Here is a 25,777-nt window from a genome sequence, read left to right as displayed (position 1 = left end):
TAATCGCCTTAGCCGGCCGCGCTATCGGCGTCGGCGCAGCATTTCTTGTATTTTTTACCGCTGCCGCAGTGGCACGGGTCGTTGCGGCCTGTTTTCGGCAGTTCGCGCAGCACGGTGGCGCCGGGCTGGCTTTGCACCTGGCTTTTCAGGTGGCGCTGGCGCGCCCAGGCGGCGTTGATGGCGATCACGGCGGGAATCACGCCATCCATGGCCGTTTCGGCCGCGTCGTCATCGAGTTCGCTGGCGCTGGCCAGGTGCTGGAACGGCGCCAGGTAATCAGGATGGCTGACGGCCAGGGCCGCCCACTGGGGCTTGTCCAGGCTGGTGCCCAGCACAAAACCGGCGCACCAGGCGGGCACGCTCCATTCGGGGCCGCAGACGTAGATGGGCTCGAAGCTGTCCGGATCCTTCGCCAGCCATTCGACCATGTAGGCGTGGTGGCGGCGGGCCAGGCTGGCCGCCCGTTCGCTGGCAGCATCCGCTGCGGGCGCGGCGCTGCCGGCCGCCTTGTCCCATACCCATGGCAACCACTGTTCCGGCGCGATCTGCTTCGGGTTCAGGGCGACGGCCGTGAGAAAACCTTCGAGCATCGACACGTCCATGGCGCGGCCTTCCAGCGCGGGCGCGGCCAGCAGGGTGTCGAGTTCGGCGTATTCGTCGTCGGAGAGGGGCGAGGTGGTGGAGATGCTGGACATAATATTCTTTGGTGATGTGGGGGGAGTGGCCGGTGGCCCTGGCGGTATTGTACCGCCCGCCAAGGCAATAACCGGCGCCGGAATGAAAAACGGCGGCCCGCAGGCCGCCGTTTTCAGCTAAGGCAGAACGCTTACTTCACGCCGTGCATCAGTTTGTTGATCAGCGGTGCGATCAGGAACAACACGACGCCGGCGCCCAGCAGGGACCAGAAGCCGAAGGTATAGCCGGACAGGGCCGACTGCACCGACATGCCGCTCGTGCCGCTGACGTGGCTGGCGAAGATGCCCGACAGGTTGTTGCCGATGCCGGTCGACAGGAACCAGCCGCCCATGCCCAGGCCCACCAGGCGCACCGGCGCCAGCTTGGTGACCATGGACAGGCCGATAGGCGACAGGCACAGCTCGCCGATCGATTGCAGCACGTAGACGGTGGTCAGGGTCCAGAACGGGATCTTGTTATCGGCGCCAACCAGGCTCGACAGAGCGAAGATCAGCAGGCCGAAGGCCAGCGCATTGCCCAGCAAGCCCAGGCCGAATTTGCGCGGGATCGACGGGTTGACGTTGTGGCGCGCCAGGAAGACCCAGACGGCGGCGATGATCGGCGCGAAGACGATGATGGCGACCGAATTGACGGTCTGGAAGTAGGCGGTCGGGAAGATCCAGAAGCCCAGGTCGCGGTTGACGATCTTGTCAGCCAGGAAAGTAAACGAGCTGCCAGCCTGTTCGAAGAACATCCAGAACAGGATGTTGAAGACGAAGATCAGCAGCATGGCGATGACGCGGTCGCGCGCCACTTTGCCGTTGCGGATGCCTTCGATCATCAGCATGACGGCCAGACCGACGAACAGCACGGTCAGGACGATTTGCAGCTTTTCAGCGCCGACGGTCAGCAGGAAATACATCAGCGGGATTACGCACAGGGAGCCGACGGCCACCCAGACGACGCGCATCGGGTTGCCGGAACCGGCTTCCGGAGCGCCGATGCCCTTCAGGGCGCGGCGGCCGATGAAGAACCATACCAGGCTGATCAGCATGCCGAAACCGGAGGCCATGAAGACCATCTTGTACGACGGCATGGCGCTGGTGCCGAAGATCGACTCGGCCAGCCATTGCGTGAAGACAGGCGCGACCATGGCGCCCATGTTGATGCCCATGTAGAAGATCGTGAAACCACTGTCGCGGCGCGGATCGGCGGTCGTGTACAGCTTGCCGACCATGGTCGAGATGTTCGGCTTGAACATGCCGTTACCGACGATCATCGTGGCCAGGCCCAGGTTGAAGATGTCCTGGTTCGGCACGGAGATGCAGAACAGGCCGGCAGCCATGAAGATGGCGCCCAGCAGGATGGAACGCTGGTAACCGATGACCCGGTCGGCGATGTAACCGCCGAACAGGGCGCCGGCGTACACCAGCGCGAGGAAGGAACCGTAGGTCAGGTTGGCCGCTGCCTGTCCCGAACCGTCGCCGCCGTGGAACTGGGCCACGATGTACAGTACCAGCGCCCAGCGAACTCCGTAGAACGCGAAGCGTTCCCAGAATTCAGTCATGAACAACATCCACAATGGGCTTGGATGGCCCATAATCTGCTTGAACTCGGGAATAACGGCTTCCTTGTTGGGCGTAGTCGCACCGCTCATGCGGTTCCTCCTGAAAAATTATTATAGTCAATCGATACAACGAACTTATGGAAGCCTGCGGGCGGCGGGGACTCTCATGAAGAACCGTACGCACGGGAATTCCAATAGGCTGGCATTCTAATCTACAAATTGCGCGGAGCGAAGGTTTCGATTCGCATTAGCAAGAATGACTGTTTCATATTAGTCAAACCGGTTTGCAGGCAAGAACGGCCCGGGCGATTTTGCGGCGGCACAGCACAACTTGCCTGACTTGTCGTATATTAAGGCTGCAAGACCTTCGAGCATCGATTTTTAAAGGATTTTTCGCATTATGGAACACGACGTTATCGATACTCTGGTTTCACCGGAAGGCCGCCTGGACGTGCTCTCCAAGACTGAAGTCAACAAACTGCTCGACACCAGCCAGGGCGGCCTGTACAACACTTTCCGCCGCTGCGCGCTGGCGGTCTTGAATTGCGGCAGCACCATCGACGATGGCCGCGCCCTGCTGGAGCGCTACCAGTCGTTTGAAATCTCCATCATCCAGCGCGAGCGCGGCATCAAGCTCGACATCAAGGGCGCGCCAGCCATCGCCTTCGTCGACGGCAAGATGATCAAGGGCATCCACGAGCACCTGTTCGCCGTGCTGCGCGACATCATCTTCGTCAGCGACGAAGTGACGGGCAACCCGAAATTCGACTTGCAGAGCACGGAAGGCGTGACGGACGCCGTCTTCCACATCCTGCGCAACGCCAACGTGCTGCAAACCCAGCTCAACCCGAACCTGGTCGTCTGCTGGGGCGGCCACTCGATCAACCGCGCCGAATACAATTATTCGAAGGAAGTGGGCTACCAGCTGGGCTTGCGCGGCCTCGACATCTGCACGGGCTGCGGCCCGGGCGCCATGAAGGGCCCCATGAAGGGCGCCACCATCGGCCATGCCAAGCAGCGTTTGCACAATGGCCGCTATCTCGGCATCACTGAGCCGGGCATCATCGCGGCCGAGTCGCCGAACCCCATCGTCAATGACCTCGTCATCATGCCGGACATCGAAAAGCGCCTGGAAGCGTTCGTGCGCGCCGGTCACGGCATCGTCGTCTTCCCCGGCGGCGCGGGCACGGCCGAAGAGATTCTGTACATCCTCGGCATCCTGCTGCACCCGGACAATGCCGAGATTCCGTTCCCGCTGATCTTCACGGGCCCGGAAACATCGCGCGAGTACTTCGTGCAGATCAACCAGTTCATCCACGACACGCTGGGCCCGGAAGCGCAGCAGCGCTACAAGATCATCATCGACGACCCGGAACTGGTGGCGCGCGAAATGCTCGAAGGCATACGCCAGGTGCGCGAATTCCGCAAGGCGCACAGCGACGCGTATTACTTCAACTGGCTGTTGAAGATCGACCACGAGTTCCAGAAGCCGTTCCAGCCCACGCATGAAAACATGCGCAACCTGAGCCTGCACAAGAACCAGCCCACGCACTTGCTGGCGGCCCAGTTGCGCCGTGCGTTTTCGGGCGTGGTGGCGGGCAACGTCAAGGATGACGGCATCCGCTCGATCGAAAAGCATGGCAACTTCGAGATCCACGGCGACAAATCCATCGCCGGCCCCATGGATGCGCTGCTGGCCTCGTTCGTCGCGCAGCACCGCATGAAGCTGGCGGGCACGGCCTACGTGCCGTGCTATACCGTGGTCCAATAAGCCGCTTTCCAGCCTGCGCCGCCCGCCTCCTGCGTTTGCAAGGGGCGGGCGGCGCCTTTTCATCCGCGTTCCCATCCATGCACCCATCGTGTTCCTTCGCCGCCACAGGCAATCAAATCGCTTGCGTCATCGATGCGTGGGTGCTATCTTTGGAACCGGTTCCAAAATAAAAATATGCAGATCAACAGGTAGTGGAGAGCACCTTGGATTCAGTACGCGGCAACAAAAAAACAGCCTCCGGCGAGCCGCCACGGCCCGTGACCATCGCCCAGGTGGCGCGTGAGGCGGGCGTGTCGAAAACGAGCGTGTCGCGCTTTCTCGGCGGCGAACTCGATGCCCTGTCCGAAAATATCCGCCAGCAGATCGCCAGCACCATCGCGCGTCTCGGCTACCAGCCGAACCAGATGGCGCGCGGTCTCAAGCGGGGCCGCACGCGCCTGATCGGCATGGTCGTGGCCGACATGCTCAATCCCTACACGGTGGCCGTGCTGCAAGGCGTGGAAGCGGCTTGCCAGCAGCATGGCTATACCTTGATTCTGTGTAATACCGGCAATGACGAACAGCGCGAACGGCAGTCGCTGGCCGCGCTGCGCTCGTACAGCGTGGAAGGGCTGATCGTCAACACGCAGGGGCGCAATATTCAGTCGTCCGACCTGCAGCAGGCGGACATGCCCATCGTGCTGGTCGACCGCCGCATCGAGGGCGCCGATTTCGACCTCGTGGGCCTGGACAATGTGCAGGCGGGCCGGCTGGCCACCGCGCATCTGATCGAACAGGGTTTCGACGCCATCGCCTTCGTCGCGCCGCCATTGACGGGCGTCAGCTCGCGGCTGATGCGCGCCGACGGTTTCCAGGCCGTGATGGCCGAACATCCGGGCTGCGTGGGCGAAGTGCTGGCCGTGGACCTGGACGACCGGTCCGCCATCGACGCGCAGGTGCGTCTATGCCTGGCGCGGTGGCGCGGCCGCCGCGTGGCGCTGCTGGCCTCGAACGGCATGGTGGCGCTGGAACTGGCGCTGATGCTGCAGCGCCTTGCCTTGCGCATGCCGCAGGACGTGGGCTTGCTGGGCTTTGACGAGTTGCCGTGGTCGCCGCTGGCGGGCCTGAGCACGATCGAGCAGCAGACCTATGACATCGGCTTTTCGGCGATGACGTGCATGCTGTCGCGCCTGCAGGGCGAGCAGTGCCCGCCGCGCGAGGTGCTGTTGCCGGGTAAGTTGATTGTGCGTAATTCCACCCAGGGTAGAGAAGTACGCAAGGGCGGCGACGCTTGAGGAAGGGAAGAGGGCGTTGCCCTTTTTTTTGAGACAGTTATGGAACCGGTTTCATAGATGGTATTCACCTGGGAAAGGAGCGTGAATAGTCAGGCAGGGCAATGGTTGGCATGAAGTTGAAATGACACGGCAAGAGGCGATCCGAATCGTCCATTTGACAATATTCCCGGCAGTGCCTCGACGAGGCCGGTACCGGGATCACAGGAGACTGAAGCATGAAGATGACTACACTGTTGTATTCGAAGATCGTGGCGTGCGCGCTCGCAGCAACGTTTGCCCTGGGTGCGGCGGCCGATGCCGGCGCCCAGACGCTTGGCGACCTGATCAAAAAAGGCAAGCTGACCATCGGCGTGGTCAGCGGCACGCCGCCGTTCGGCAGCATCGACGCCAAGGGCGCGCCCGTCGGCTATGACGTCGACGTCGCCAACCTGATCGGCAAATACATGAACCTGCCCGTGGAAATAGTCCCGTTGACGGCGCCGTCGCGCGTGCCGTCGCTGGAGTCGGGCAAGGTCGATTTCCTCGTGGCGACCCTGGCGCCCACGCCGGAACGGGCCAAGACCCTGATGTTCACCATGCCTTACAGCGCGTTCGAACTGGCCATCGTCGCGCCGGTGGGCGGCAAATTCAAGGCCCTGGCCGAGTTGAAGGGCAAGAAAGTGGGCGTGACGCGCGGCACCACGAACGATACGGCCTTGAGCCGCCTGGCGCCGGCCGGCACCAATATCGTACGTTTCGAGGATGATGCCACCGTCACCCAGGCCTTGCTCAGCAAGCAGGTCGATGCCGTCTCGATTCCCAGCACGATGGCGCTCGACATCATCAAGACGCGCGGCGCGGGCAAGATCGAGGTCCGCTTCACCTACTCGCTGCAGCCGAACTCGATGGCGGTGCGCCGCGGCGACTTCGAGCTGCACCAGTGGCTCAACAACTTCATCTACTACGTCAAGCTGAACGGCGAACTCGACGCCATCGCGCGCAAGTGGAGCGGCGCGCCGCTGCCGGCGCTGCCGACTTTCTGATACAGCAAGCCGCATAGGAAAGTGCCCGTCCGTACGGCGCGCCGCCATGGTGGCGCGGCCGGGGATGCGCACGCAGACAAGGAGTTGAGTATGCCGTATGAATTTCATTTCGAACTCGTCATGCAATCGCTGGACCGCCTGTTGTGGGGCGCGGCGCTGACGATACGCCTGAGCGCCATGGCGATGGTGCTGGGACTGGCGGTGGGCGTGTGCGCCGCCGTCATCCTGAAGAACGGTCCCGCCTATGCCCGCGCCGTGGTGCGCGCGTATGTCGAGATCATCCGCAGCACGCCGTTCCTGGTGCAGCTGTTCATCATCTACTTCGGCTTGCCGTCGCTGGGCCTGCAGCTCGACGCGAACGGCGCCGCGCTCGTCGCCATGACGGTCAACCTGGGCGCCTATGCGGCGGAGATCGTGCGCGCCGGCATCGGCGCCGTGCATCCGTCGCAGCTCGAGGCGGCGCAGGCGCTGGGCATGACGCGCTGGCAGGTGATGCGCCACGTGGTGCTGCTGCCGGCGCTGGAAAAAGTCTATCCGGCGCTGGCCAGCCAGTTCACCTTGATGATGCTGGCCTCGAGCGTCGTGTCGGCCATTTCCGCCGAAGAGCTGACCGCCGCCGCCCACCTGCTCGACGCGGAAACCTTCCGCAGCTTCGAGATCTACATCGTCGTGATGGTGCTGTACATCGTGCTGGCCCTGCTGTTCCGCTTCGGCTTCTGGGTGCTGGGCCAGATCGTCTTCAAACGCCGCCGCCGTCTGGGCGCGGCGCGCATGGGAGCTTGACATGATCAGTGACTTTTCCTGGGATAACCTGCAATTCCTGCTTGAGGCCACGCGCTGGACCATCGGCCTGTCGCTGATCGTCTTCATCACGGGCGGCATCGCCGGCTTCGCCGTGGCGCTGCTGCGCACGGCGCGCAGCCCGCTCCTGCGCTGCATCAGCGCCCTGTACATCCAGCTGGTCCAGGGCACGCCCGTGCTGATCGTGCTGTTTTTGACCTATTACGGCCTGGCCCTGTTCGGCTACAAGCTGTCGCCGGTCATCGCGGCCGGCGCGGCGATGACGATCTTTGCCAGCGCCTACCTGGGCGAGATCTGGCGCGGCTGCATCGAAGGCGTGCAGCGGCAGCAGTGGGAAGCGTCGGCCGCGCTGGCGCTGAACCGCTACCAGCAGCTGCGCTACGTCATCCTGCCGCAGGCGCTGCGCCATTCGCTGCCGCCGACGGTGGGCTTCATGGTGCAGATCATCAAGAACACTTCGATCACCTCGATCATCGGCGTGGTGGAACTGACGCGGGCAGGGCAACTGGTCAGCAATGCGACCTTCCTGCCCTTCATCGTCTTCCCCGTCGTCGCCCTGATCTACTTCGCGCTGTGCTATCCGCTGTCGCGCTACAGCCATTCACTGGAAAGGAAATTCCATGCCCATCGTTGAAATCGACAATATCAGCAAGAGCTTCGGCGCCAATCACGTGCTCAAGGGCGTTTCGTTCGCCGTCGAGCGGGGCCAGGTGATCGCCGTGATCGGCCGCAGCGGCTCCGGCAAGAGCACCATGCTGCGCTGTATCAACGGCCTGGAAACCATCGACAGCGGCAGCATCGTCGTCGCCGGCCACACGCTGACGGCGCGCCAGGAACACCTGCTCGACTTGCGCAAGGACGTCGGCATGGTCTTCCAGAGCTACAACCTGTTCCCCCACCTGACCGTGGAAGAAAACGTCATGCTGGCGCCGCGCATCGTCAAGAAGGTGCCCGACGCCCAGGGCCGCGCCACGGCGCTGCGCGTGCTCAAGCAGGTGGGCCTGGACCACAAGCGCGAAGCCTATCCCGAGCAGCTGTCGGGCGGCCAGCAGCAGCGCGTGGCGATCGCCCGTTCGCTGGCGATGGAGCCGCAGGTGATGCTGTTCGACGAAGTGACGTCGGCGCTCGACCCGGAACTGACGCAGGAAGTGCTGAAGGTGATGGAAGAGCTGGCGCAGGCGGGCATGACGATGCTGCTGGTGACGCACGAGATGGAGTTCGCGCGGCGCATGGCCGACGTCACCGTCTTCATGCACCAGGGATTGGTGTGGGAAAGCGGGCCGTCGGAAGCGTTTTTCAGCAATCCGCAAACGCCTGAAGCGCGCCAGTTCGTCGGCGCGGGAGCGATCAAATGAGCCCCGTCCTGGTAGCGGCGTCTGCTTATGGCGCAAGCAGGGTAAGGCAGCTGGGGCAAAGCCATTTCATCGACGTGGTGGCCGATGCGGGCGGCGCCGGCATCGAGATCCGCCGCGAACTGTTCACCTCCGACTTGCCGGACCTGGCGCGCATGGGCGCGGCGGTGGCTGCGCGCGGCCTGTACTGCGTGTATTCCACGCCCATCGAATTGTGGGACGCGGACGGGCTGCTGCGGCACGAGTTGCTGCAGCAGATGCTGGACGAGGCGGCGCACCTCGGGGCGCGCTACCTGAAGGTGTCGCTGGGCCATTACCCGGCCGCGCCGGACTTGCACGCCTTGAGCGCCCAGTTGGCGGCCGCGCCCGTGGCGCTGCTGGTGGAAAACGACCAGACGGCCCATGGCGGCAAGCTGGCGACGATGGCGCGCTTCCTGGCGGCGGCGCGCGACATCGGGCTGCCCGTGGGCCTGACCTTTGACATCGGCAACTGGCGCTGGGTGGGCGAGGATGCGCAGCAGGCGGCCCGCCTGCTGGCGCCGTATGTGCGCTATGTGCACTGCAAGGCCGTCCAGGATGACGGGGGCCGGCTGTCCGCCTGCGCCGTCTCCGCCGCCGATCCGGCCTGGCGCGCCGTCTTCGCGCACTTTGCGCCGGGCGTGCAGCGGGCCATCGAATTCCCGCTCGAGGCTACCGACCTGGTGGCCGAAACGGGCCGCTACATCCAGATGCTGGAGGCCGCATGACGGAACACGAAATAATGCATGAAGCGCATGCGCTCGACGTCGTCACCTACGGCGAAGCGATGGCGATGTTCGTTGCCGAGGAAACGGGCGACCTGGCGGCCGTGGCGCATTTCACGCGCCGCCTGGCCGGCGCCGAGACGAATGTCGCCATCGGCCTGGCGCGCCTCGGTTTGAAAGTCGGCTGGCTGAGCCGCGTGGGCGATGACTCGTTCGGCCGCTTCATCCGCGCCAGCGTGCAGGCCGAAGGCGTCGATTGCAGCCGGGTCGCGGCCGTCGCCGGCCAGTCCAGCGGCTTCCTGCTCAAGGAGAAGGCCGAGAACGGCGCCGATCCGCTGGTCGAGTACTTCCGCAAGGGTTCCGCCGCCAGCCGGCTGGCGCCCGAGCACTTCGACCCCGCCTATTTCCTGTCCGCGCGCCACCTGCACGCCACGGGCGTGGCCGCGGCGCTGTCCGCCACCAGCCTGGCGTTCGCCGGCCAGGCAATCGACTTCATGCGCAAGCATGGCCGGACCGTGTCGTTCGATCCGAATCTGCGGCCCTCGCTGTGGCCGTCGCAAGCCGTCATGGTCGAACAGATCAACCGTCTCGCCGCCAGGGCCGACTGGGTGTTGCCTGGCCTGGGGGAGGGAAAAATCCTCACCGGTCACGACCTGCCGCGCGACGTCGCCGGCTTTTATCTGCAGCAGGGTGCGCGCCTGGTGGTCATCAAGCTGGGCGCAGAGGGCGCCTATTACCGCACGGCCGACGGCGACAGCGGCATGGTGCCGGGCGAGCGCGTGGACAAGGTGGTCGACACGGTAGGCGCCGGCGACGGCTTCGCGGCCGGCCTGGTCAGCGCCTTGCTGGAAGGCTTGCCGCTGGCCCAGGCGGTACGGCGCGGCAACCGAGTCGGTGCCTTCGCCATCCAGGTGGCCGGCGACATGGAAGGCTTGCCGACCCGCGCCCAACTCGACGCGCTGGGCCAATCTTGAACCGAACAGGGGAACACTCGTGAAAAAACATGTGCTTGTGTATAAAAAGCTGGCCGAGCCGCTGCTGGCGCGCCTGCGCGCCGAATGCGATGTGACGTATTTCGAGGCGATCGACGCGGGCAACCGCGCCGCATTCGCCGCCGCCATCCGCGGCGCGCATGGCTTGCTGGGCGCCAGCGTGCGCCTGGACCGCGAACTGCTGGACCCGGCCGTCGACCTGCGCATCATTTCCACCATTTCGGTGGGCGTCGACCAGTTCGACGTCGACTACCTGCGCGAACGGGGTATTTTGCTGGCCAATACGCCGGACGTGCTGACGGAAACGACGGCCGACACGATCTTCGCGCTGATCCTCGCCAGCGCGCGGAGGGTCGTTGAACTGGCCGAATTCGTCAAGGCGGGACGCTGGACGCGCAGCGTGGGCGAAAGCCAGTACGGCGTCAACGTGCACGGCAAGACCATCGGCATGCTGGGCATGGGCCGCATCGGCCGCGCCGTCGCCCGCCGCGCCGCGCTGGGTTTCGGCATGCAGGTGCTGTACGTGAACGGCGAAGCGGTGCCCGAGGTGGAAGCGGCGCTGGGCGCGCGACAGGTGGCGCTCGACGAGCTGCTGGCCGGCTCCGATTTCGTCTGCGTGGTCCTGCCGCTGACGGCGCAGACGGAACGCATGATGGGGCGGCGCGAATTCGCGCTGATGCGCCCCGGCGCCATCTTCATCAATGGTTCGCGCGGGCGCATCGTCGATGAGGCGGCGCTGATCGAGGCCCTGCAGCAGGGCACCATCCACGGTGCCGGCCTGGACGTGTTCGAGCGCGAACCGCTGGCGCCGGACAATCCGCTGCCGGGCATGGCCAACGTGGTGGCGCTGCCGCATATCGGCTCGGCCACGCATGAAACGCGCTACGCCATGGCGCAGCAGGCCGTGGACAACCTGCTGGCCGGCCTGCGCGGCGAGCGCCCGCGCCACCTGGTCAGCTAAGAACGGTATCCATAAAAAGACAGACAGGGAAAGAAATGAAGAACAAGGTAGCAAGGGCAATGATCATCGGCGCGGGCGCCTGCGGCGGCCTGTGCGCGGCGCAGTCGAACGTGGCCATGTACGGCATCGCGGACCTGGGCATGGTGTCCGAGAGCGGCGGCCCCGGAGGCAGGGTGCTCAAGCTGACGAGCGGCATCGCCAACGGCTCGCGGCTCGGTTTCAAGGGCAGCGAAGACCTGGGCGGCGGCATGACGGCGATCTTTACGATGGATGCGGGCATCCTGGCCGACACGGGCGCTTCGGCCCAGGGCGGCCTGCTGTTCGGGCGCCAGGCCTTCGTCGGCCTCGCCGGCGCGGCGGGCACCTTGCGGCTGGGCCGCCAGTACACGTTCATCGATAGCAGCCTGGGCGTGCTGGACCCGTTTTACTTGGGTTTTGCGGGCAGGATGAGCAATGTCTTCACGGCCGGCTACATCAGCCGGGTCGACAACAGCATCACCTACAGCTCGCCCGTGCGCGGGGGACTGTCCGGCGAACTGGCGTACGGCTTCGGCGAAGTGCCGGGTGACGCGTCGGCAAAGCGCTACATGGGCGCGGCGGCCACCTATGCCAGCGGGCCGCTGTACGTGCGCATGGCGCACCAGGACGCCAACACCCTGTCAAGCGCGCTGTTGACGGGGCGGGCGCGCAACACGGTGCTGGGCGCCACCTGGGACTTCGGCGTGGTCAAGGCGCATGGCGCCGTCGCCGTCAGCAAGAGTACGGCCGGTGCCGCCACCACGGTCGACAGCGCGGACCTGATGCTGGGCGCCACCGTGCCCGTGGGCCCGCACCGCATCCTGTTCTCGTACGTGCGGCGCGACGACCGGCGCGCCGCCAACGGCGACGCTTCTCAAATTGGCATCGGTTACACGTATGCGCTGTCGAAACGCAGCACCTTGTACGCGGCCTACGCGCACATCGACAACCGCAACGGCGCCGCCTACCTGGTGGGCAATGCCACCGACAACGGCACCGGCAACCAGGCCTGGAACCTGGGCCTGCGCCACACTTTTTAACGGGAGAATCGAATGAAGAAAACCGGATGGATTTTGGTCGGCGCCAGCACCGTGGCGCGCGAATGGATGGTCGACGCGATCCGTCAGCAGGGCGACGCCGAGGTGCTGGCCGTGGTCAGCCGCGATGCTGTGCGCGGCGCCGCCTTTGCGGCGCAATTCGGCATCGCCGCCAGTTATACCGACCTCGATGCGGCGCTGGCCCATCCGGGCGCGGATGCCGTGTACATCAGCACCACCAACGAATGGCACATGGCGCAGACCTTGCAGGCGGCGCGCGCGGGCAAGCACGTGCTGTGCGAAAAACCGCTGGCACTGAACCTGGACGACGCCCGCCGCATGCTCGACGGCTGCGCCGAGGCGGGCGTGGTGCTGGGGATTAACCACCACCTGCGCAACGCGGCCAGCCACGGCAAGGTGCGCGAGCTGATACGCGCGGGCGAGATCGGCCAGCCCCTGTATGGCCGCGTACTGCACGCGAACAACCTGCCGCAGCACTTGCGCGGCTGGCGCCTGGATGCGCCGGAATCGGGCGGCGTCACGCTCGACATGTTCGTGCACGATGTCGACACCCTGCGCTTCCTGCTGGATTCGGAACCGCGCCACGTCACCGCCTGCGCCACCAGCGGCGGCATGACGGTGGCCGGGCTGGAAGAGGGGCTGATGGCCGTCATCGAATTCGACAACGGCACACTGGTGCAGGTGCACGACGCGTTCAACGCGCCGTATTCGCTGTCCGGCGTGGAAATCATCGGCACCAAGGGCACCATCTTCGCCACCGGCGTGATGACGCAGCGCCCCGTCGGCACCATCAGCCTGACGCGCGACGGCGGCAGCGTCGACATCCCCGTCGAGCACGAGAACCTGTACGTGCGCTCGGTGCGTGCCTTCCAGCGCGCCATGTGCGGCGAAGGGCAGCCGGCCGCCACGGGCGACGACGGCATGCGCGCGCTGGCGACGGCGCTGGCGGCGCAGCAGGCCAGCCGCAGCCACCAGCGCGTGACCCTGGCCGGCTGACGGCAGGCCGCATAAGTAAAAAAGCCGCCTGATTAAAAAAATCAGGCGGCTTTTTTTTTGCCTTGAAGCATCGAACGCCTGAAAAATCGTAGCGAGCGGATGGGAGTTGCGGCTAAGAAGCGCAACTGTGCTATAGCACAGTGAGCATCGCAGGCCGCAAATCGCGACGCGCAGTAGATTTTTCAGGTGTTCATCACTCTTCGCGGCGCAAGTGAGGGAACAGCAGGACGTCGCGGATGTTCGGAGAATCCGTGATGATCATCATCAGGCGGTCGATGCCGATGCCGCAGCCGCCGGCTGGCGGCATGCCGTATTCCAGCGCGCGGATGTAGTCGGCGTCGTAGAACATCGCCTCTTCATCGCCGGCGTCCTTGGCGGCCACTTGCGCCAGGAAGCGTGCCGACTGGTCTTCCGCGTCGTTCAACTCGGAGAAGCCGTTGGCGATCTCGCGGCCCACCATGAACAGTTCAAAACGTTCGGTGATGCCGGCCACCGTGTCGGAAGCGCGCGCCAGTGGCGACACTTCAACAGGGTAGTCGATGATGTAGGTCGGTTCCCACAGCTGCGCTTCAGCCGTCTCTTCGAACAGCGCCAGTTGCAGCGCGCCCAGGCCGGCCGTGGCGAACGGCTTGACGCCGAATTTCTTCAGCTCTTCCTTGATGAATTCCGCATCGTTCAACTGCTCCGGCGTGTAGCCCGGCGCGTACTTGTTGATCGCTTCGACGATGGTCAGGCGGTGGAACGGTTTTGCCAAATCGAGTTCGCGGCCGCCGTAGGTCAGGGTGGCGGTGCCGTGCGCGTCGATGGCGGCCTGGCGGATGACGGCTTCCGTGAAATCCATCAGCCATTTGTAGTCGGTGTAGGCCGCGTAGAATTCCATCATCGTGAATTCCGGGTTGTGACGGATCGACACGCCTTCGTTGCGGAAGTTACGGTTGATCTCGAACACGCGGTCGAAGCCGCCCACGACCAGGCGCTTCAGGTACAGCTCGGGCGCGATGCGCAGGAACATCTGCATGTCGAGCGCATTGTGGTGCGTGATGAACGGCTTGGCCGCAGCGCCGCCCGGAATCGTGTGCAGCATCGGCGTTTCCACTTCCATGAACTCGTTCTTTTCCATGAAGCGGCGGATCGACGAGATGGCGGCGGTACGCGCCTTGAAGGTGCGGCGCGTCTCTTCGTTCATGATCAGATCGACGTAGCGCTGGCGGTACTTCGTTTCCTGGTCGGCCAGGCCGTGGAATTTGTCCGGCAGCGGGCGCAGCGACTTGGTGATCAGGCGCAGTTCGGTGACCTTGATGGTCAGTTCGTCCGTCTTGGTCTTGAACAGGGTGCCCGTCACGCCCAGGATATCGCCCAGGTCATAGTGGTGCAGGGCGGCCATGGCCGCTTCGCCGGTGAGATCAAGCGTGGCGTAGATCTGGATGCGGCCGTCGGCCTTCGGGCCGGAAGCGTCTTGCAGGGTGGCGAAGGCGGCTTTCTTGCCCGCTTCGCGCTTGAGCATCATGCGGCCGGCCAGCACCACGGTGACAGGTTCGGCTTCCAGTTCTTCGCGCGTCTTGCCGCCGTATTGCGCGTGCAGATCGGCCGCCTTGTGTTCGGGGCGGAAATCGTTCGGGAAGGCGACGCCTTGTTCGCGCAGTGCGGCCAGCTTGACGCGGCGCTCGGCGATGATCTTGTTTTCATCGGGGGCGGCGGCTTGTTCTTGGATATCCGTAGTCATGGTGTTCTTCGTTGGTGATTATTGATGATGTGGTGCCGGCGCTGGCGCCACGCTGGCAAACAGTGCGTCGACGTCGAGTGCGGAGAAATTCGGCACGATGGCAATGATGTTGTCGAATGCGGCAAACGCCTCGGCCGGCAGGGTGGTGGTGAGTACCACGACGCGCATGCCGGCACGGCGCGCCGCTTCCACGCCCAGGGGCGCATCTTCGAAGACGATGCAGTCTTGCGGCAGCGCGCCGGCCAGCTGTGCGCCTTTCAGGAACACGTCCGGGTGCGGCTTGCCCCGTTCCACGTCGGCGGCGCCGACGATGGCGTCGAAGCGGTGGCGCAGGTCCAGGCCGTCGAGCGTGAACGCGATATTCTCGTTTGGCGCGGCCGTGCCCACCACCAGCCCCACGCCATGCTGGCGCGCGCTGGCGATCAGCCGGTCGAAGCCAAGCACCGTGGCCAGGTGCGGGCCATACAGTTCGCGGTAGACGACTTCCTTTTCCGCCAGCAGGGTGACGTGGTCGGCATCCTCGCCCAGATACTTGGCGATGATTTCGTGTCCCTGCCGTCCCGCCGTGTCGCGGAAAAAGGCGTCCGCATCCAGCGCATGGCCGTGGCGTTCAAAGAACGCCAGCCACGATGTCGTGTGGAAGGCCATGTTGTCGACGATCGTGCCATCCATGTCGAACAGGAAGGCGCGCTGCGCCAGTGCCGGAGCGGATGCGTTCATCCTTATACGCCTTGCTTGAGCGAGGCGGAGATGAAGTCGTCGATGTCGCCATCGAGCACGCCCTTGGTATTGCCCGTCTCGAAACCGGTGCGCAAGTCCTTGATGCGGGACTGGTCCAGCACGTAGGAGCGGATCTGGTGACCCCAGCCCACATCCGTCTTCGAGTCTTCCAGCTTTTGCTGTTCGCTCATGCGCTTGCGCAGTTCATGCTCGTACAGTTTCGCTTTCAACATTTCCATCGCTTCGGCGCGGTTGCGGTGCTGCGAACGGTCGTTCTGGCACTGCACCACGATGCCGGTCGGTGCGTGGGTCATGCGGACGGCGGAGTCGGTCTTGTTGATGTGCTGACCGCCGGCTCCCGACGCGCGGTAGGTATCGACGCGGATATCGGCCGGGTTGACGTCGATCTCGATCGAATCGTCGACTTCCGGATACACGAACAGCGACGTGAACGACGTGTGGCGGCCGTTGGCCGAGTCGAACGGCGACTTGCGCACCAGGCGGTGCACGCCCGTTTCCGTGCGCAGGAAGCCGTAGGCGTGATCGCCCTCGACCTTCAGGGTGGCCGTCTTGATGCCAGCGACTTCGCCGTCGGACTGCTCGAGGATTTCAACTTTAAAACCCTTGCGTTCGCAATAGCGCAGGTACTGGCGCAGCAGCATCGAAGCCCAGTCCTGGGCTTCCGTGCCGCCGGCGCCGGCCTGGATGTCGATGAAGCAGTTGTTCGGGTCCATCGGATTGTTGAACATCCGGCGGAATTCCATGCTTTCGATGACCTTGCGGATTTCCTGCACGTCCTGCTCGATCGCTTCCAGGGTCTCGTCGTCGCCTTCTTCACGGGCCATGTCGAACAGGTCGCGGGTGTCGCGCAGGTCGGCATCGGCCTTGGTCAGCGTGAAGACGATCGCTTCCAGCGCCTTCTTCTCTTTACCGAGGTCCTGGGCGCGCTTGGGATCGTTCCAGACGGTTGGATCTTCCAGCTCTTCGTTGACTTGCTCTAGTTTCTCCGACTTGACAGTGAAGTCAAAGATACCTCCGAAGTTCGGCTTCGCGGACCGTCAGGTCGTTGAGCAGGGCGGAGATGATATTGATGCGTTCGGCTTCCATAATGTTCTGGTCTTCTATGGTGAAATCAAACCCTGAATTATACGCGAGCGTGGCGCGTTTCCGCTGCCGCCGCGGCGCAATTGCGGCCGCGCGTGGCAATAAAATGCGTATTTTGCTATATTTGCGACAATATTTTTGCCTTGATGATGGCTATCGTGCTGCGTATGATGCTGGCGATATTGTCTTTCCACAGGAATTCTCATGCGCCACCCCCTGCGTCAACTGCCCCGTCTCGCCCTGTTACCGCTGCTGCTGGCCGGCTGCGGCGCCTTGCCGCCCGCCGCCACGGGACCCGCGCGGGCGCCTTCGGCCGCGCCGGCCGGCAGCAGCGCCACCCTGGCCCTGTTGGAGACGACGGACTTGCACGCGAATGTGCTCAGTTATGACTACTACAAGCTGCAGGCGGAACCGTCGATCGGCCTGGAACGCACGGCGGCCCTGATCGCCCAGGCGCGTGCGCAATTCCCGAACAATCTGCTGCTCGACAACGGCGACACCATCCAGGGCACGGCGCTGGCCGACTACCAGGCACTGGTAAAACCGCTGGCTTGCGACCAGACCCTGGCCATCTACAAGGCGATGAATCTGCTGAAAGTGGACGGCGGCGGCATCGGCAACCATGAATTCAACTACGGCCTGGCGTTTTTGAGCCAGGTGACGGGCAACCGCTTCGACGTCGACAGCGTCGACGCCGGCAAACCGCGCTGCGCCGGTCCCGCGTTCCCGCAAGTGCTGGCCAACGTCTACAGCGCCAGGACGGGCAAGCCCCTGTTTGCGCCATATCACATCATCGACAAGCAGATCACGGCCACCGGTCCCGATGGCAAGGCCATCACCGCCACCGTGAAGGTGGGCATCATCGGCTTTGCGCCGCCCACCATCATGGCCTGGGACAAGCGCTGGCTGGAAGGGCGCGTCTATACGCAGGGCGTGCGCGAGACGGCGGAAAAATTCATTCCCGAGATGCGCGCGAATGGCGCCGAACTGGTGGTGGCGATCTCGCACGGCGGCCTCGATGACAGCCCGTACTCGCCGACCATGGAAAACGGCAATTACTACCTGTCGCAAGTGCCGGGCGTGGACGCCATGCTGATCGGCCATTCGCACCAGCTGTTCCCGAACGCCGCCAGCACGGTGCCGCAATTTAATTTGCCCGGCGTCGACAAGGTCAAAGGATTGGTCAACGGCGTGCCCACCGTGATGGCCAATTTGTGGGGCAAGCACCTGGGCGTGATCGGCTTGCGCCTGCGCCACGACGGCAAGCAGTGGGTGGTCGACAAGAGCGCCACGACGGTGGAAGCGCGCGGCATCCAGAACGCGGACAAGAGTTATGTCACTCCCGATGCGGCCATCGCCACACTGGTGGCCAAGGAGCACGCGGCCACGATCGCCTACGTACAGACACCGGTCGGCGCCACGGATTTCCGCATGTCGACGTATTTCGCCGACGTGGGCGACGTGAGCGCCATCGAAGTCGTGAACCAGGCGCAATCGAGCTATCTGGCCGCGTATGTGAAGGCGAACCTGCCGCAGTACGCGCACTTGCCCGTGCTGTCGATGTCGTCGCCGTTCAAGAGCGGCTCGGCCGGCGTATCCGACTACACGGACGTGAAGGCGGGCAATGTGGCGCTGAACAATGCGGCCGACCTGTATTTGTATCCGAACGCGCTGTACGGCGTGAAGATGAATGGCGCGGAGCTGAAAGCCTGGCTGGAACAGTCGGCGCAGCGCTTCAATACCATCGACCCGAATAAGCTGGAAGCACAGGAGCTGGTCAACACCGCCCACCCGAGCTACAACTTTGACGCCATCACCAGCGCCGACGTGCGCTACCAGATCGACGTCACGCAGCCGCCGGGCCGGCGTATCAAGGCGCTGACCTACAAGGGTAAACCTGTGGACGCGGCGCAGGAATTCCTGATCGCGACGAACAACTACCGCGCCAGCGGCGGCGGCAATTTCCCTGGCCTCGACGGCAGCAAGACGGTGGTAGCCTCGCCCGATAACAACCGCGAACTCTTGATCGCGTATGTGACGCAGCAGAAAAACCTGACGCGCGCAAAAAACGGTTCGGCGCGCAGCTGGCGCTTCGCCAAAGCTGCCACGAAAGGCCCTGTGGTGTTCCATTCCGCGCCGGGCGTGATCGACTTGGCGAAAGCGGCCGGCATCGACAACGTGACGCAGCTGAAAGCTGACGATGGTGCGGGCAAGGGCTTTGCGCTGTATCAAGTGGACCTGTCGAAGTGAAGGCATGGTTGTGTGCCATCGCCCTGGCCGTATCGCCGCTGGCATCGGCGGCACCGGACCTGACGGCCCAGGCCAAGACCCTGATGCGCGCGGGAGTCGCGGCCCAGCCGCAGGCGCGCATCCTGTTCGAACGGGAGGCGGGGCAGGGCAGCGGCCCCGCCGCGTACTACCTGGGATTGATGCACAAGAACGGCATGGGCGGGCCGCAGGACGGTGCCGCCGCGTTGCGCTGGCTGGAACTGGCCGCGCAGCGGGGCGTGGCGCCCGCCATGTTCATCGTGGCGAACATGCTGCTCGATACCGACGAAGCCAGGGCGCGCTACTGGCTCGACGCCGCCTGCGACCTCGAATACCCGGAAGCGCTGCAGCAGAAATCCGTGGCCCTGGCCGAAGGACAGATGGGCTACGCGCACAGCGAGGAGCAATCGTTCCTGTATCTGAAGATGGCCACGCATGCGATGGGGCACCGTCCGCCTGAGCCTTGAGGGCATGGCCGGCTGCCTGGGGCAGGCCTGTTGCAATTGGAATGTGTTGAAGGAATTGTTTGTTTTTGATCGGAAAGATTAATTCTTCGTGATCATTCTGACTGCTTATATTTTCTTTCAATAATTTGTTATTTGATAGTCATTATTGGCTTTTTTAAAAAATTGTATGGCAGTATTCGACATATGGTTTTTTTATTAACTGGATGATTCCGGGAGCCCGTGTGCAAAGTCAAATGATTCGCCAACAAAAAACAATGTTTCACCATCGCCGAAGCGGTATACCGTTCTTGCCGAGGAAAATGGCGCATGCCATGCTCGGCATGTTTTGCCTGCTTGCCTCTACCGCGATGGCGCAATTGCCAGCGCCGATCAAGCAAGGCCATCCGCGGCTATTCTTGAATCAAGCCAGTTTCGATGCGCTGAAACCGCAATTGCCAAATCTGCCGGCCGCATTCCCAGCCGCAGGCGGCAGCATCAGCCTGGAGCTGTTCGCCGGGCGCAAGGATCCGCTCGATAGCGTCAACCAGCCGATTTTTGGCGAATTCAGTCCGAGCCGCAACGGCTTTTTTATCCGCCACGTCGATTCCTACGATAGCCCGGCCGGCGCGGCGGGGGAAAGCCTCGGTTTCCAGGTCGGTTTCCAGGTCAATGGACTGGACCAGTATCTGTCTGTCGCCAGGATCGATTTGAAACCCGATGTCTGGTCGAACATCCAGTTGTCATGGAACAGCCAGACCCATAAAGTTGACTTGAGAGTCAATGGCGTTGCCGTGCCCATGGGCTGGAGAACGGTCGACGGCACCAGCGCCACGCCACCGATGGAATGGAAGGCGGATGGGCAGATCAGCAGGATAGGCATGCGGCGCAACGAAACCATGCGCAATTTCCGTTTGCTCGATGGCGCTGGCCATGAATTGTGGCAAGCACCGGCGATGGATGCTTTGCTCAACAAGGCCTGGTACGGCTTCATGGAGCGTGTCGACGTACGGGTGAGCACGCTTCAAGCCTGCCCGCTGATTCCCCCTGCCAGCGGCGTGCCGGAGCTGTGCAACGTGGCCACCGGCAGCCGCGGCACGATTTATGAAACTGCGCAGATGCTGGCCATGGCCTACCGCCTGACGGGCAATGCGAAATATCTGAATGGCGCCCTGAATTACCTCGACAAGCTGCTGGTGACGCCCCCCGTGGCCGGCGGCGAGTGGTCGTCGGGCGGGCGCGTCGGCGCCATGGGCATCCTGTACGACTGGCTGTTTGCCGAAACGGGCGCGCGCGCCGTGCCCGACGCCGTGGGCTTCGGCACCTACCGCGACCTGACGGCGCAGCGAATCAAGGAAACGATCGCCGCCGATACGGGCCAGGGGCACGAGAATCTGTTTGTCTCGATGTGCGGCTATCAGCAGTTATATATCACCAGCACCAGTTTTGATTGCAAGAAGAAGCCCGTGTATGAACAGTGGGACCGCAGCGAATCGAAGCCGTCCATCGCCGGTTTCTATATCAGCGGCCACCCGTTCAGCGCCGTTAATAATGTCACCGTCGGCTTGCTGGCCATCGTCGACGAGCATCCGGAAGTGTTGCCGATGATTGAAACGTCGTATGCGCACTACGAAAAGGGTTTTCTTGCTGCACGCGCTCTTATTTCGGTCGACGGCGGCCACCATATGGGCTTTGCCTATGGTGTATCGAGCATTCCCGAGCGCCTGCTCCTGTGGCGCAGCGCGCTGGAAAGTACGGGCACGGCGCCCCTGTTGCAGGCCGACTGGCAAGCCAGGCTGATCTATCCGTATATCTACGGCTTGCGCCATGACGGCAGCTTTCCCGCCAGCGGCGACAATTTCACAACGCCGCTCGGCAGCACATTGATCGGGCAGCTGGCGCTGGGCGCGGTGACGGATACGGCCGATGGCGTGGCAGGGAAGTTTTATCGCGAGCATGTCGTGGCGTCGCGCAGCTCGCACGATGCCTTGATACTGGAACGGCTGTTGTGGCCCGTTCAACTGCCTGCAGCGCCGCTGGAATCGCTGGAACTGTCGCGCCATTTCCGGACGTCGGGCCAGGTGCTGATGCGTGATAGCTGGGACTATGCGAATGCCACGTTACTGGAATTCAAATCGACGTCCTTTATCGCGGAAAATCACCAGCACTTCGACCAGAACAGTTTTTCGCTCAATTACAAGGCTCCGCTGCTGCTCGACACGGGCTTGTATGAAGAATATGGCAGCAGCCACTGGTGGAATTACTACACGCGCAGCATTGCCCACAATACGCTGCTGATATTCGACAAGAACGAGCGGTTCACGCGCGGAGACAGGGAATTCAGCAATGACGGCGGCCAATGGTTCTATGCGCCGAGACAGGGCTATCCGACGATCGAGGAAATCAGCCCTGCTGGCCCGAACGCGCTCGACGGCATCATCCGTTACGAAAATACGCCGCAGTACACCTACACCAGCGGCAATGCAAGCAAGGCCTATGCGTCCAGCAAGCTCGATATGGCCAACGGTTTTGTGCGCAACGTGCTGTTCCTGCGCTCGCCATCGTTCTGGGGCAAGCCGGTCACTGTCGTCTTCGATAGCGTGCGCAGCAAGCAGGCCTTGCCGGCCACGTTCCTGCTGCACACGGCAAATGATCCCGTATCGGGCGCGCCGGGCGTGACGGCGCTGGGCAATGGCCAGTACCAGCTGGGCTACAAGGCGGGCCAGGAGCGCATCGCCACCATTCGCAATGGCGGCGGCATGCTGACGGCGCAGACGATCCTGCCGCTCAATGCCAGCGTGCGCAAGGTGGGCGGTGCGCAGGAGGGGGGCAATGGCTGCGCGCAGACCGATCTCGAAACTGGTGCTGTTGCCGGCAACGGCGCCGATTGCCGCTTCACCGTGCGCCGGCGCCAGGCCGATGGCAGTTACCTGTGGCGCAATCAGACGCCGCTGGTCAGCAAGCAGCAATCGTCGACCAGCGATGTCGGCGTCTGGCGCCTGGAAGTGGCGGCGCCCGCGGCGCCCGCCCTGAACGCGCCCGAGTACTTCCTGCATGTGCTGGCCGTTGCCGACAATGACGGCGGCACGGGACCGGCCGCTGCGCCGAGCGCCATACGCCTGGCTGCCGCAGCCAACACCGAGGCGCTGTTGCTGGGTAGTCAGCTGCATGTGCTGTTCAACCGCGACGTGGCGCCCGCCGCCCGCATGGACTGGGTCTCTACCCATGCCGGCGGCGCCATCCTGGCGACAGGACTGAAACCGGGCGCGCACTACGCGTTGACGTCGGCACCGGCGGCCGGCGGCTACGCCTGGAGCCTGGCCGAAGCGGCCGATGGCGCAGGAACGTATCTGAGCTCGGACCAGGGTGTGCTCAGCATCGAGTAAGCCGCTTGCCTGGCGACCGGGTCAAGCCTGAGCGTCTTTTTTAGGCTTGGCCCGCAAGCTGGCCGCCGCCTCGCCGATGGCGAACGGGTCGCGCGACAAAATGGCGGCGCCCAGGTCGACCAGCCTGGCCGCCGTGCCGATGGCCGCCTTGATGTCGGCGATGCGCTTGAGCTGCGACTTGCCCTTGGCGATGGCGCCCTCGATGTCGACGCGCGCCTGCTCGGCGCCTTCGGCCGTCAGGTAAATGCCATACGCACGGAACAGCGCGACCATCTGGTCCAGGTGATTTTCATATTGTTCCAGCAGCGCGCGCTCGTCCGGCGCCAGCGCCTCGCGTTCGCGGATGCGCAATTCCAGCACCAGGCTCGACGCCTGCGCCAGGCTGTCGGCGATGGCGTAGCTTTGGTCTTTCGTCAGTTCGCTCAGTTCGGTCAGTGGGGGCATGGGATACTCCTGTGTGCGCGCCGCTTACCAGCGGGCGGGGGCATAGAACGCCGCTTGCCGCTGCAGCGTGTCGACGTCGCGTGAAAATTGCGCCAGCTGCCGCTCCAGTTCCGGCGCCTGCAGGCGGTCGAAATTGGCCCGCAGCGCGGCCACGCTCGCTTGCAGCGCGTCGACGGCGGCGACATACGCGGCGACGATCTTTTCCCTTTCCTGCAACTGCCGGCCTTCCAGGTGCAAGCGCGTGCGGATGTAGTTGGCGGCCAGCGGTTCGCGCGGCGCGGCGTTATCGACGGCGCCGCGCAGCAGATCCAGGTCGCGCAATTCATCCTGCAAGCCGGCCCGGTAACTGCGTTGCGCATACTCCTTGAGCGCATTGCTGACGATATCGACGGCTTCCTGCTCGTCGAGCAATTCGCGCAAGGCCGATTTCTGCCGGCGCTGCGTGGCCAGCCGGCTCAGATGCTCGCTCAGTTTGACGACCTTGGCCAGCTTGTCCGCATCGAGCAGGGGCGCGCCGGCGCCCGGCTGCGCGAGGCTGCCCAGCGCATCGCCGAGGCCGGAAAACTCTTCCTTGTAGACGGGCAGCTTGTCATCGGCCAGCGCCGCCATGGTCTGGGCATAGCGCAGCAGGACGTCGTTCAGGCTGGCGATCGACGCGCTGGCTTGCGCGATCGCGGCGCAATCGGCGCGCGCCGCCTGTTCGCTCGCTTGCGCATCGAAACGCTCGGCCAGGATCAGACGCTTGCGCATGGCCTTGTCCATGCAGCTGCGGACGCCGCCTGCCAGCATGGGTTCGAAGTGCAGCGACACCTTTTGCGTCTGTTCGGCGAAGCTGCGCACGGGCGCCAGGTTGGCGGCGCAGCCGCCCAGCAGCAGGCTGGCGCTGGCGCAAAGAAGCAGGGTGGAAATGGACGAGTTCGACGGGCGCTGCATATGGCCTCCATGCGGTAGCAGTGGCTGACGGGGCCGGCGCGCACGCGCTGGCATGGCCGACGTTAGCATGCTGGGCAGTCGCAGTATTGCGCCAGATCAGCTCGCTGTGAAGTCGCCTGGCGGCCCCGTATCGGCGCCAGGGCTGTTGCCAAATGGTGCAGTGTGTTCCAATTTGCGTCATATTTTCCTTACAAAAGACTGACATCGGGCCAGCAATTAGCTCTTTTCTGCATGTTGCGACGCGTCATATGTAGTTGTTGCTGGTGCATGTTTACTCACCTACAATGATTTATCGATGGGGCGGTTATCCAGCGTACGACAATAAAAATAAGTGGCATTTAAAACGTTGTAGCAGAGGAGATGACAATGAATTTGAAACAGAAATTGCTCGTGGCAAGTTTGGTTTTGGGTTTCTCGCAGGCGGCAGTCGCAGCCGACCCCATCAAGATCGGCGTGTCCGGACCGTTTACGGGCGGTTCCGCGCCGATGGGCGTGTCGATGCGCGACGGCGTCAAGCTGGCCGTCGCGGAAATCAATGCCAAGGGTGGCGTACTGGGCCGTTCCTTGCTGCTGATCGAGCGCGATGACGAAGCGAAGAACGAACGCGGCGTGCAGATCGCCCAGGAACTGATCAACAAGGAAAAGGTCGCCGCCACGGTCGGCTACATCAACACGGGCGTGGCCCTCGCTTCGCAGCGCTTTTACCAGGAAGCGAAAATTCCCGTCATGAATAATGTGGCGACGGGTTCCATCGTCACCAAGCAATTCGCCGACCAGCCGGAAAACTACATCTTCCGCAATGCGGCCAATGACACGATCCAGTCCGGCATGATCGTGCATGAAGCGATCGAGAACCGCAAGTTCAAGAAAGTGGCGATCCTGGCCGATTCCACCAACTATGGCCAGCTGGGCCGTGAAGACCTGGAAAAGGCGCTCGACAAGAAGGGCATCAAGCCCGTCGTCGTTGAAAAATACAACATCAAGGACGTCGACATGACGGCCCAGCTGCTGAAAGCCAAGCAGGCGGGGGCGGAAGTCGTGCTGACCTACGGCATCGGCCCGGAACTGGCGCAGATCGCCAACGGCATGGAAAAACTGGGCTGGAAAGTGCCGCTGATCGGCAGCTGGACCCTGGCCATGGGCAATTTCATCGACAACGCGGGCAAGAACGGCAACGGCACGCGCATGCCGCAAACCTTCATCCAGGACGCAAGCACGCCGAAGCGCAAGGCCTTCATCGACGCCTATGTGGCCGCCTACAAGCCGTCGGGCGGACGCATGCCGTCGGCCGTCTCGGCCGCGCAAGGCTACGATTCCATTTACCTGCTGGCCGCCGCCTTCAAGCAGGCGGGCGGCACGGATGGTCCGAAAGTGCGCGCCGCGCTGGAAAACCTGAATGAGAAGGTGGAAGGCGCCGTCACCACCTACAACAAGCCGTTCAGCAAGACCAACCATGAAGCGATCACGGCCGACCTGACGGTCTTCGGCGAAGTCAAGGACGGCAAAGTCGTCCTCGCGAAATAAGC

At 63.5% G+C, this 25,777-nt stretch carries 22 protein-coding genes; 15 read left to right on the top strand and 7 right to left on the bottom strand.

Translation table 11 applies throughout. The features are described from left to right. Positions 1 to 8: 8 nt before the first annotated feature. Together JAB4_RS18415 and JAB4_RS18410 are read right to left on the bottom strand one after the other, a co-directional pair. Positions 9 to 695, bottom strand: coding sequence for a UPF0149 family protein (locus JAB4_RS18415; RefSeq protein WP_070219939.1), 687 nt, complete (start codon positions 693 to 695; stop codon positions 9 to 11). Between the two features lie 131 nt (positions 696 to 826). After that, positions 827 to 2,332: an oligopeptide:H+ symporter gene (locus tag JAB4_RS18410; protein ID WP_070219941.1), complete on the bottom strand. Its 1,506-nt coding sequence runs from the start codon at positions 2,330 to 2,332 to the stop codon at positions 827 to 829. A gap of 310 nt (positions 2,333 to 2,642) precedes the next feature. Between JAB4_RS18410 and ppnN the strand changes: the two genes are divergently transcribed. The 11 genes from ppnN (at position 2,643) to JAB4_RS18355 (ending at position 13,230) form a co-directional block, all read left to right on the top strand. Then, on the top strand, positions 2,643 to 4,013 hold the full coding sequence (gene ppnN, locus JAB4_RS18405; protein WP_070219944.1) for a nucleotide 5'-monophosphate nucleosidase PpnN: 1,371 nt from the start codon (positions 2,643 to 2,645) through the stop codon (positions 4,011 to 4,013). A 203-nt stretch (positions 4,014 to 4,216) separates the two neighbouring features. Beyond that, positions 4,217 to 5,287: a LacI family DNA-binding transcriptional regulator gene (locus JAB4_RS18400; RefSeq protein ID WP_070219946.1), complete on the top strand. Its 1,071-nt coding sequence runs from the start codon at positions 4,217 to 4,219 to the stop codon at positions 5,285 to 5,287. Between the two features lie 221 nt (positions 5,288 to 5,508). Further along, the gene (locus tag JAB4_RS18395; protein ID WP_306798488.1) at positions 5,509 to 6,309 is read left to right on the top strand and encodes a transporter substrate-binding domain-containing protein; all 801 of its coding nucleotides are present in this window, start codon (positions 5,509 to 5,511) and stop codon (positions 6,307 to 6,309) included. 90 nt (positions 6,310 to 6,399) lie between these two features. Beyond that, positions 6,400 to 7,092: an amino acid ABC transporter permease gene (locus JAB4_RS18390; protein ID WP_070219950.1), complete on the top strand. Its 693-nt coding sequence runs from the start codon at positions 6,400 to 6,402 to the stop codon at positions 7,090 to 7,092. A 1-nt stretch (position 7,093) separates the two neighbouring features. Then, entirely contained in the window at positions 7,094 to 7,744 is a 651-nt protein-coding gene (locus tag JAB4_RS18385) for an amino acid ABC transporter permease (protein WP_070219952.1), read from the top strand. After that, positions 7,731 to 8,465, top strand: coding sequence for an amino acid ABC transporter ATP-binding protein (locus JAB4_RS18380; protein WP_034755389.1), 735 nt, complete (start codon positions 7,731 to 7,733; stop codon positions 8,463 to 8,465). Before JAB4_RS18385 ends, JAB4_RS18380 begins: the two co-directional genes overlap by 14 nt. Further along, positions 8,462 to 9,208 carry a sugar phosphate isomerase/epimerase gene (locus JAB4_RS18375; RefSeq protein WP_070219954.1) on the top strand — a complete coding sequence of 249 codons (747 nt, stop codon included), beginning with the start codon at positions 8,462 to 8,464 and terminating at the stop codon, positions 9,206 to 9,208. The genes JAB4_RS18380 and JAB4_RS18375 overlap by 4 nt, the downstream gene beginning before the upstream one ends. Continuing rightward, positions 9,205 to 10,179, top strand: coding sequence for a sugar kinase (locus JAB4_RS18370; RefSeq protein ID WP_227741987.1), 975 nt, complete (start codon positions 9,205 to 9,207; stop codon positions 10,177 to 10,179). Before JAB4_RS18375 ends, JAB4_RS18370 begins: the two co-directional genes overlap by 4 nt. A gap of 19 nt (positions 10,180 to 10,198) precedes the next feature. Further along, positions 10,199 to 11,158, top strand: a complete 960-nt coding sequence (locus JAB4_RS18365) for a D-glycerate dehydrogenase (protein ID WP_070219956.1) — start codon at positions 10,199 to 10,201, stop codon at positions 11,156 to 11,158. Between the two features lie 35 nt (positions 11,159 to 11,193). Further along, complete coding sequence (locus JAB4_RS18360) at positions 11,194 to 12,216, top strand: porin (RefSeq protein ID WP_070219958.1); 1,023 nt, start codon at positions 11,194 to 11,196, stop codon at positions 12,214 to 12,216. Positions 12,217 to 12,228: 12 nt separating this feature from the next. After that, positions 12,229 to 13,230: a Gfo/Idh/MocA family oxidoreductase gene (locus JAB4_RS18355; protein WP_070219959.1), complete on the top strand. Its 1,002-nt coding sequence runs from the start codon at positions 12,229 to 12,231 to the stop codon at positions 13,228 to 13,230. A gap of 193 nt (positions 13,231 to 13,423) precedes the next feature. On the opposite strand, the gene lysS is transcribed toward JAB4_RS18355, so the two are convergent. From lysS to prfB, 3 genes are all read right to left on the bottom strand, one after another. After that, positions 13,424 to 14,953 (bottom strand): lysine--tRNA ligase, encoded by a 1,530-nt coding sequence (gene lysS, locus JAB4_RS18350; protein ID WP_070219960.1) that lies wholly within the window; start codon positions 14,951 to 14,953, stop codon positions 13,424 to 13,426. A gap of 18 nt (positions 14,954 to 14,971) precedes the next feature. Then, positions 14,972 to 15,673, bottom strand: coding sequence for an HAD family phosphatase (locus tag JAB4_RS18345; protein ID WP_070219961.1), 702 nt, complete (start codon positions 15,671 to 15,673; stop codon positions 14,972 to 14,974). Positions 15,674 to 15,675: 2 nt separating this feature from the next. Then, positions 15,676 to 16,780 (bottom strand): peptide chain release factor 2 gene (gene prfB / locus JAB4_RS18340; protein WP_121669803.1). Its coding sequence is split into 2 segments (ribosomal slippage): positions 15,676 to 16,698 and positions 16,700 to 16,780, totalling 1,104 coding nucleotides; the frame shifts between segments, so codons are not numbered across the junction. A gap of 201 nt (positions 16,781 to 16,981) precedes the next feature. Here prfB and JAB4_RS18335 point away from each other — a divergent pair. From JAB4_RS18335 to JAB4_RS18325, 3 genes are all read left to right on the top strand, one after another. Then, positions 16,982 to 19,027 (top strand): bifunctional 2',3'-cyclic-nucleotide 2'-phosphodiesterase/3'-nucleotidase, encoded by a 2,046-nt coding sequence (locus JAB4_RS18335; RefSeq protein ID WP_070219965.1) that lies wholly within the window; start codon positions 16,982 to 16,984, stop codon positions 19,025 to 19,027. Continuing rightward, entirely contained in the window at positions 19,024 to 19,512 is a 489-nt protein-coding gene (locus tag JAB4_RS18330; RefSeq protein ID WP_139143752.1) for an SEL1-like repeat protein, read from the top strand. Before JAB4_RS18335 ends, JAB4_RS18330 begins: the two co-directional genes overlap by 4 nt. 395 nt (positions 19,513 to 19,907) lie before the next feature. Further along, positions 19,908 to 22,874, top strand: a complete 2,967-nt coding sequence (locus tag JAB4_RS18325; protein WP_139143753.1) for a heparinase II/III family protein — start codon at positions 19,908 to 19,910, stop codon at positions 22,872 to 22,874. Between the two features lie 21 nt (positions 22,875 to 22,895). On the opposite strand, the gene JAB4_RS18320 is transcribed toward JAB4_RS18325, so the two are convergent. Beyond that, the gene (locus JAB4_RS18320; protein WP_070219971.1) at positions 22,896 to 23,318 is read right to left on the bottom strand and encodes a hypothetical protein; all 423 of its coding nucleotides are present in this window, start codon (positions 23,316 to 23,318) and stop codon (positions 22,896 to 22,898) included. A gap of 24 nt (positions 23,319 to 23,342) precedes the next feature. Then, positions 23,343 to 24,251: a hypothetical protein gene (locus JAB4_RS18315; protein ID WP_070219973.1), complete on the bottom strand. Its 909-nt coding sequence runs from the start codon at positions 24,249 to 24,251 to the stop codon at positions 23,343 to 23,345. A gap of 366 nt (positions 24,252 to 24,617) precedes the next feature. Here JAB4_RS18315 and JAB4_RS18310 point away from each other — a divergent pair, with 366 nt between their 5' ends. Continuing rightward, the gene (locus JAB4_RS18310; RefSeq protein ID WP_070219975.1) at positions 24,618 to 25,775 is read left to right on the top strand and encodes an ABC transporter substrate-binding protein; all 1,158 of its coding nucleotides are present in this window, start codon (positions 24,618 to 24,620) and stop codon (positions 25,773 to 25,775) included. Positions 25,776 to 25,777 lie beyond the last annotated feature (2 nt).

This window comes from Janthinobacterium sp. HH102 (genome assembly GCF_001758625.2).
Classification (GTDB): Bacteria; Pseudomonadota; Gammaproteobacteria; order Burkholderiales; family Burkholderiaceae_D; genus Janthinobacterium.
The sequence above is the reverse complement of the archived record's forward strand: the minus strand, read 5'-3'. Positions and strand labels throughout refer to the sequence as shown.

What these genes read in the sequence shown, in the direction of transcription:
- JAB4_RS18395 (WP_306798488.1), top strand. Translation starts at nt 5,509, where the DNA reads ATGACTACACTGTTGTATTCGAAGATCGTGGCGTGCGCGCTCGCAGCA.
- JAB4_RS18385 (WP_070219952.1), top strand. Translation starts at nt 7,094, where the DNA reads ATGATCAGTGACTTTTCCTGGGATAACCTGCAATTCCTGCTTGAGGCC.
- lysS (WP_070219960.1), bottom strand. Translation starts at nt 14,953, where the DNA reads ATGACTACGGATATCCAAGAACAAGCCGCCGCCCCCGATGAAAACAAG.
- JAB4_RS18415 (WP_070219939.1), bottom strand. Translation starts at nt 695, where the DNA reads ATGTCCAGCATCTCCACCACCTCGCCCCTCTCCGACGACGAATACGCC.
- JAB4_RS18335 (WP_070219965.1), top strand. Translation starts at nt 16,982, where the DNA reads ATGCGCCACCCCCTGCGTCAACTGCCCCGTCTCGCCCTGTTACCGCTG.
- JAB4_RS18360 (WP_070219958.1), top strand. Translation starts at nt 11,194, where the DNA reads ATGAAGAACAAGGTAGCAAGGGCAATGATCATCGGCGCGGGCGCCTGC.
- JAB4_RS18375 (WP_070219954.1), top strand. Translation starts at nt 8,462, where the DNA reads ATGAGCCCCGTCCTGGTAGCGGCGTCTGCTTATGGCGCAAGCAGGGTA.
- JAB4_RS18320 (WP_070219971.1), bottom strand. Translation starts at nt 23,318, where the DNA reads ATGCCCCCACTGACCGAACTGAGCGAACTGACGAAAGACCAAAGCTAC.
- JAB4_RS18345 (WP_070219961.1), bottom strand. Translation starts at nt 15,673, where the DNA reads ATGAACGCATCCGCTCCGGCACTGGCGCAGCGCGCCTTCCTGTTCGAC.
- ppnN (WP_070219944.1), top strand. Translation starts at nt 2,643, where the DNA reads ATGGAACACGACGTTATCGATACTCTGGTTTCACCGGAAGGCCGCCTG.
- JAB4_RS18410 (WP_070219941.1), bottom strand. Translation starts at nt 2,332, where the DNA reads ATGAGCGGTGCGACTACGCCCAACAAGGAAGCCGTTATTCCCGAGTTC.
- JAB4_RS18355 (WP_070219959.1), top strand. Translation starts at nt 12,229, where the DNA reads ATGAAGAAAACCGGATGGATTTTGGTCGGCGCCAGCACCGTGGCGCGC.
- JAB4_RS18315 (WP_070219973.1), bottom strand. Translation starts at nt 24,251, where the DNA reads ATGCAGCGCCCGTCGAACTCGTCCATTTCCACCCTGCTTCTTTGCGCC.
- JAB4_RS18310 (WP_070219975.1), top strand. Translation starts at nt 24,618, where the DNA reads ATGAATTTGAAACAGAAATTGCTCGTGGCAAGTTTGGTTTTGGGTTTC.
- JAB4_RS18390 (WP_070219950.1), top strand. Translation starts at nt 6,400, where the DNA reads ATGCCGTATGAATTTCATTTCGAACTCGTCATGCAATCGCTGGACCGC.
- JAB4_RS18380 (WP_034755389.1), top strand. Translation starts at nt 7,731, where the DNA reads ATGCCCATCGTTGAAATCGACAATATCAGCAAGAGCTTCGGCGCCAAT.
- JAB4_RS18370 (WP_227741987.1), top strand. Translation starts at nt 9,205, where the DNA reads ATGACGGAACACGAAATAATGCATGAAGCGCATGCGCTCGACGTCGTC.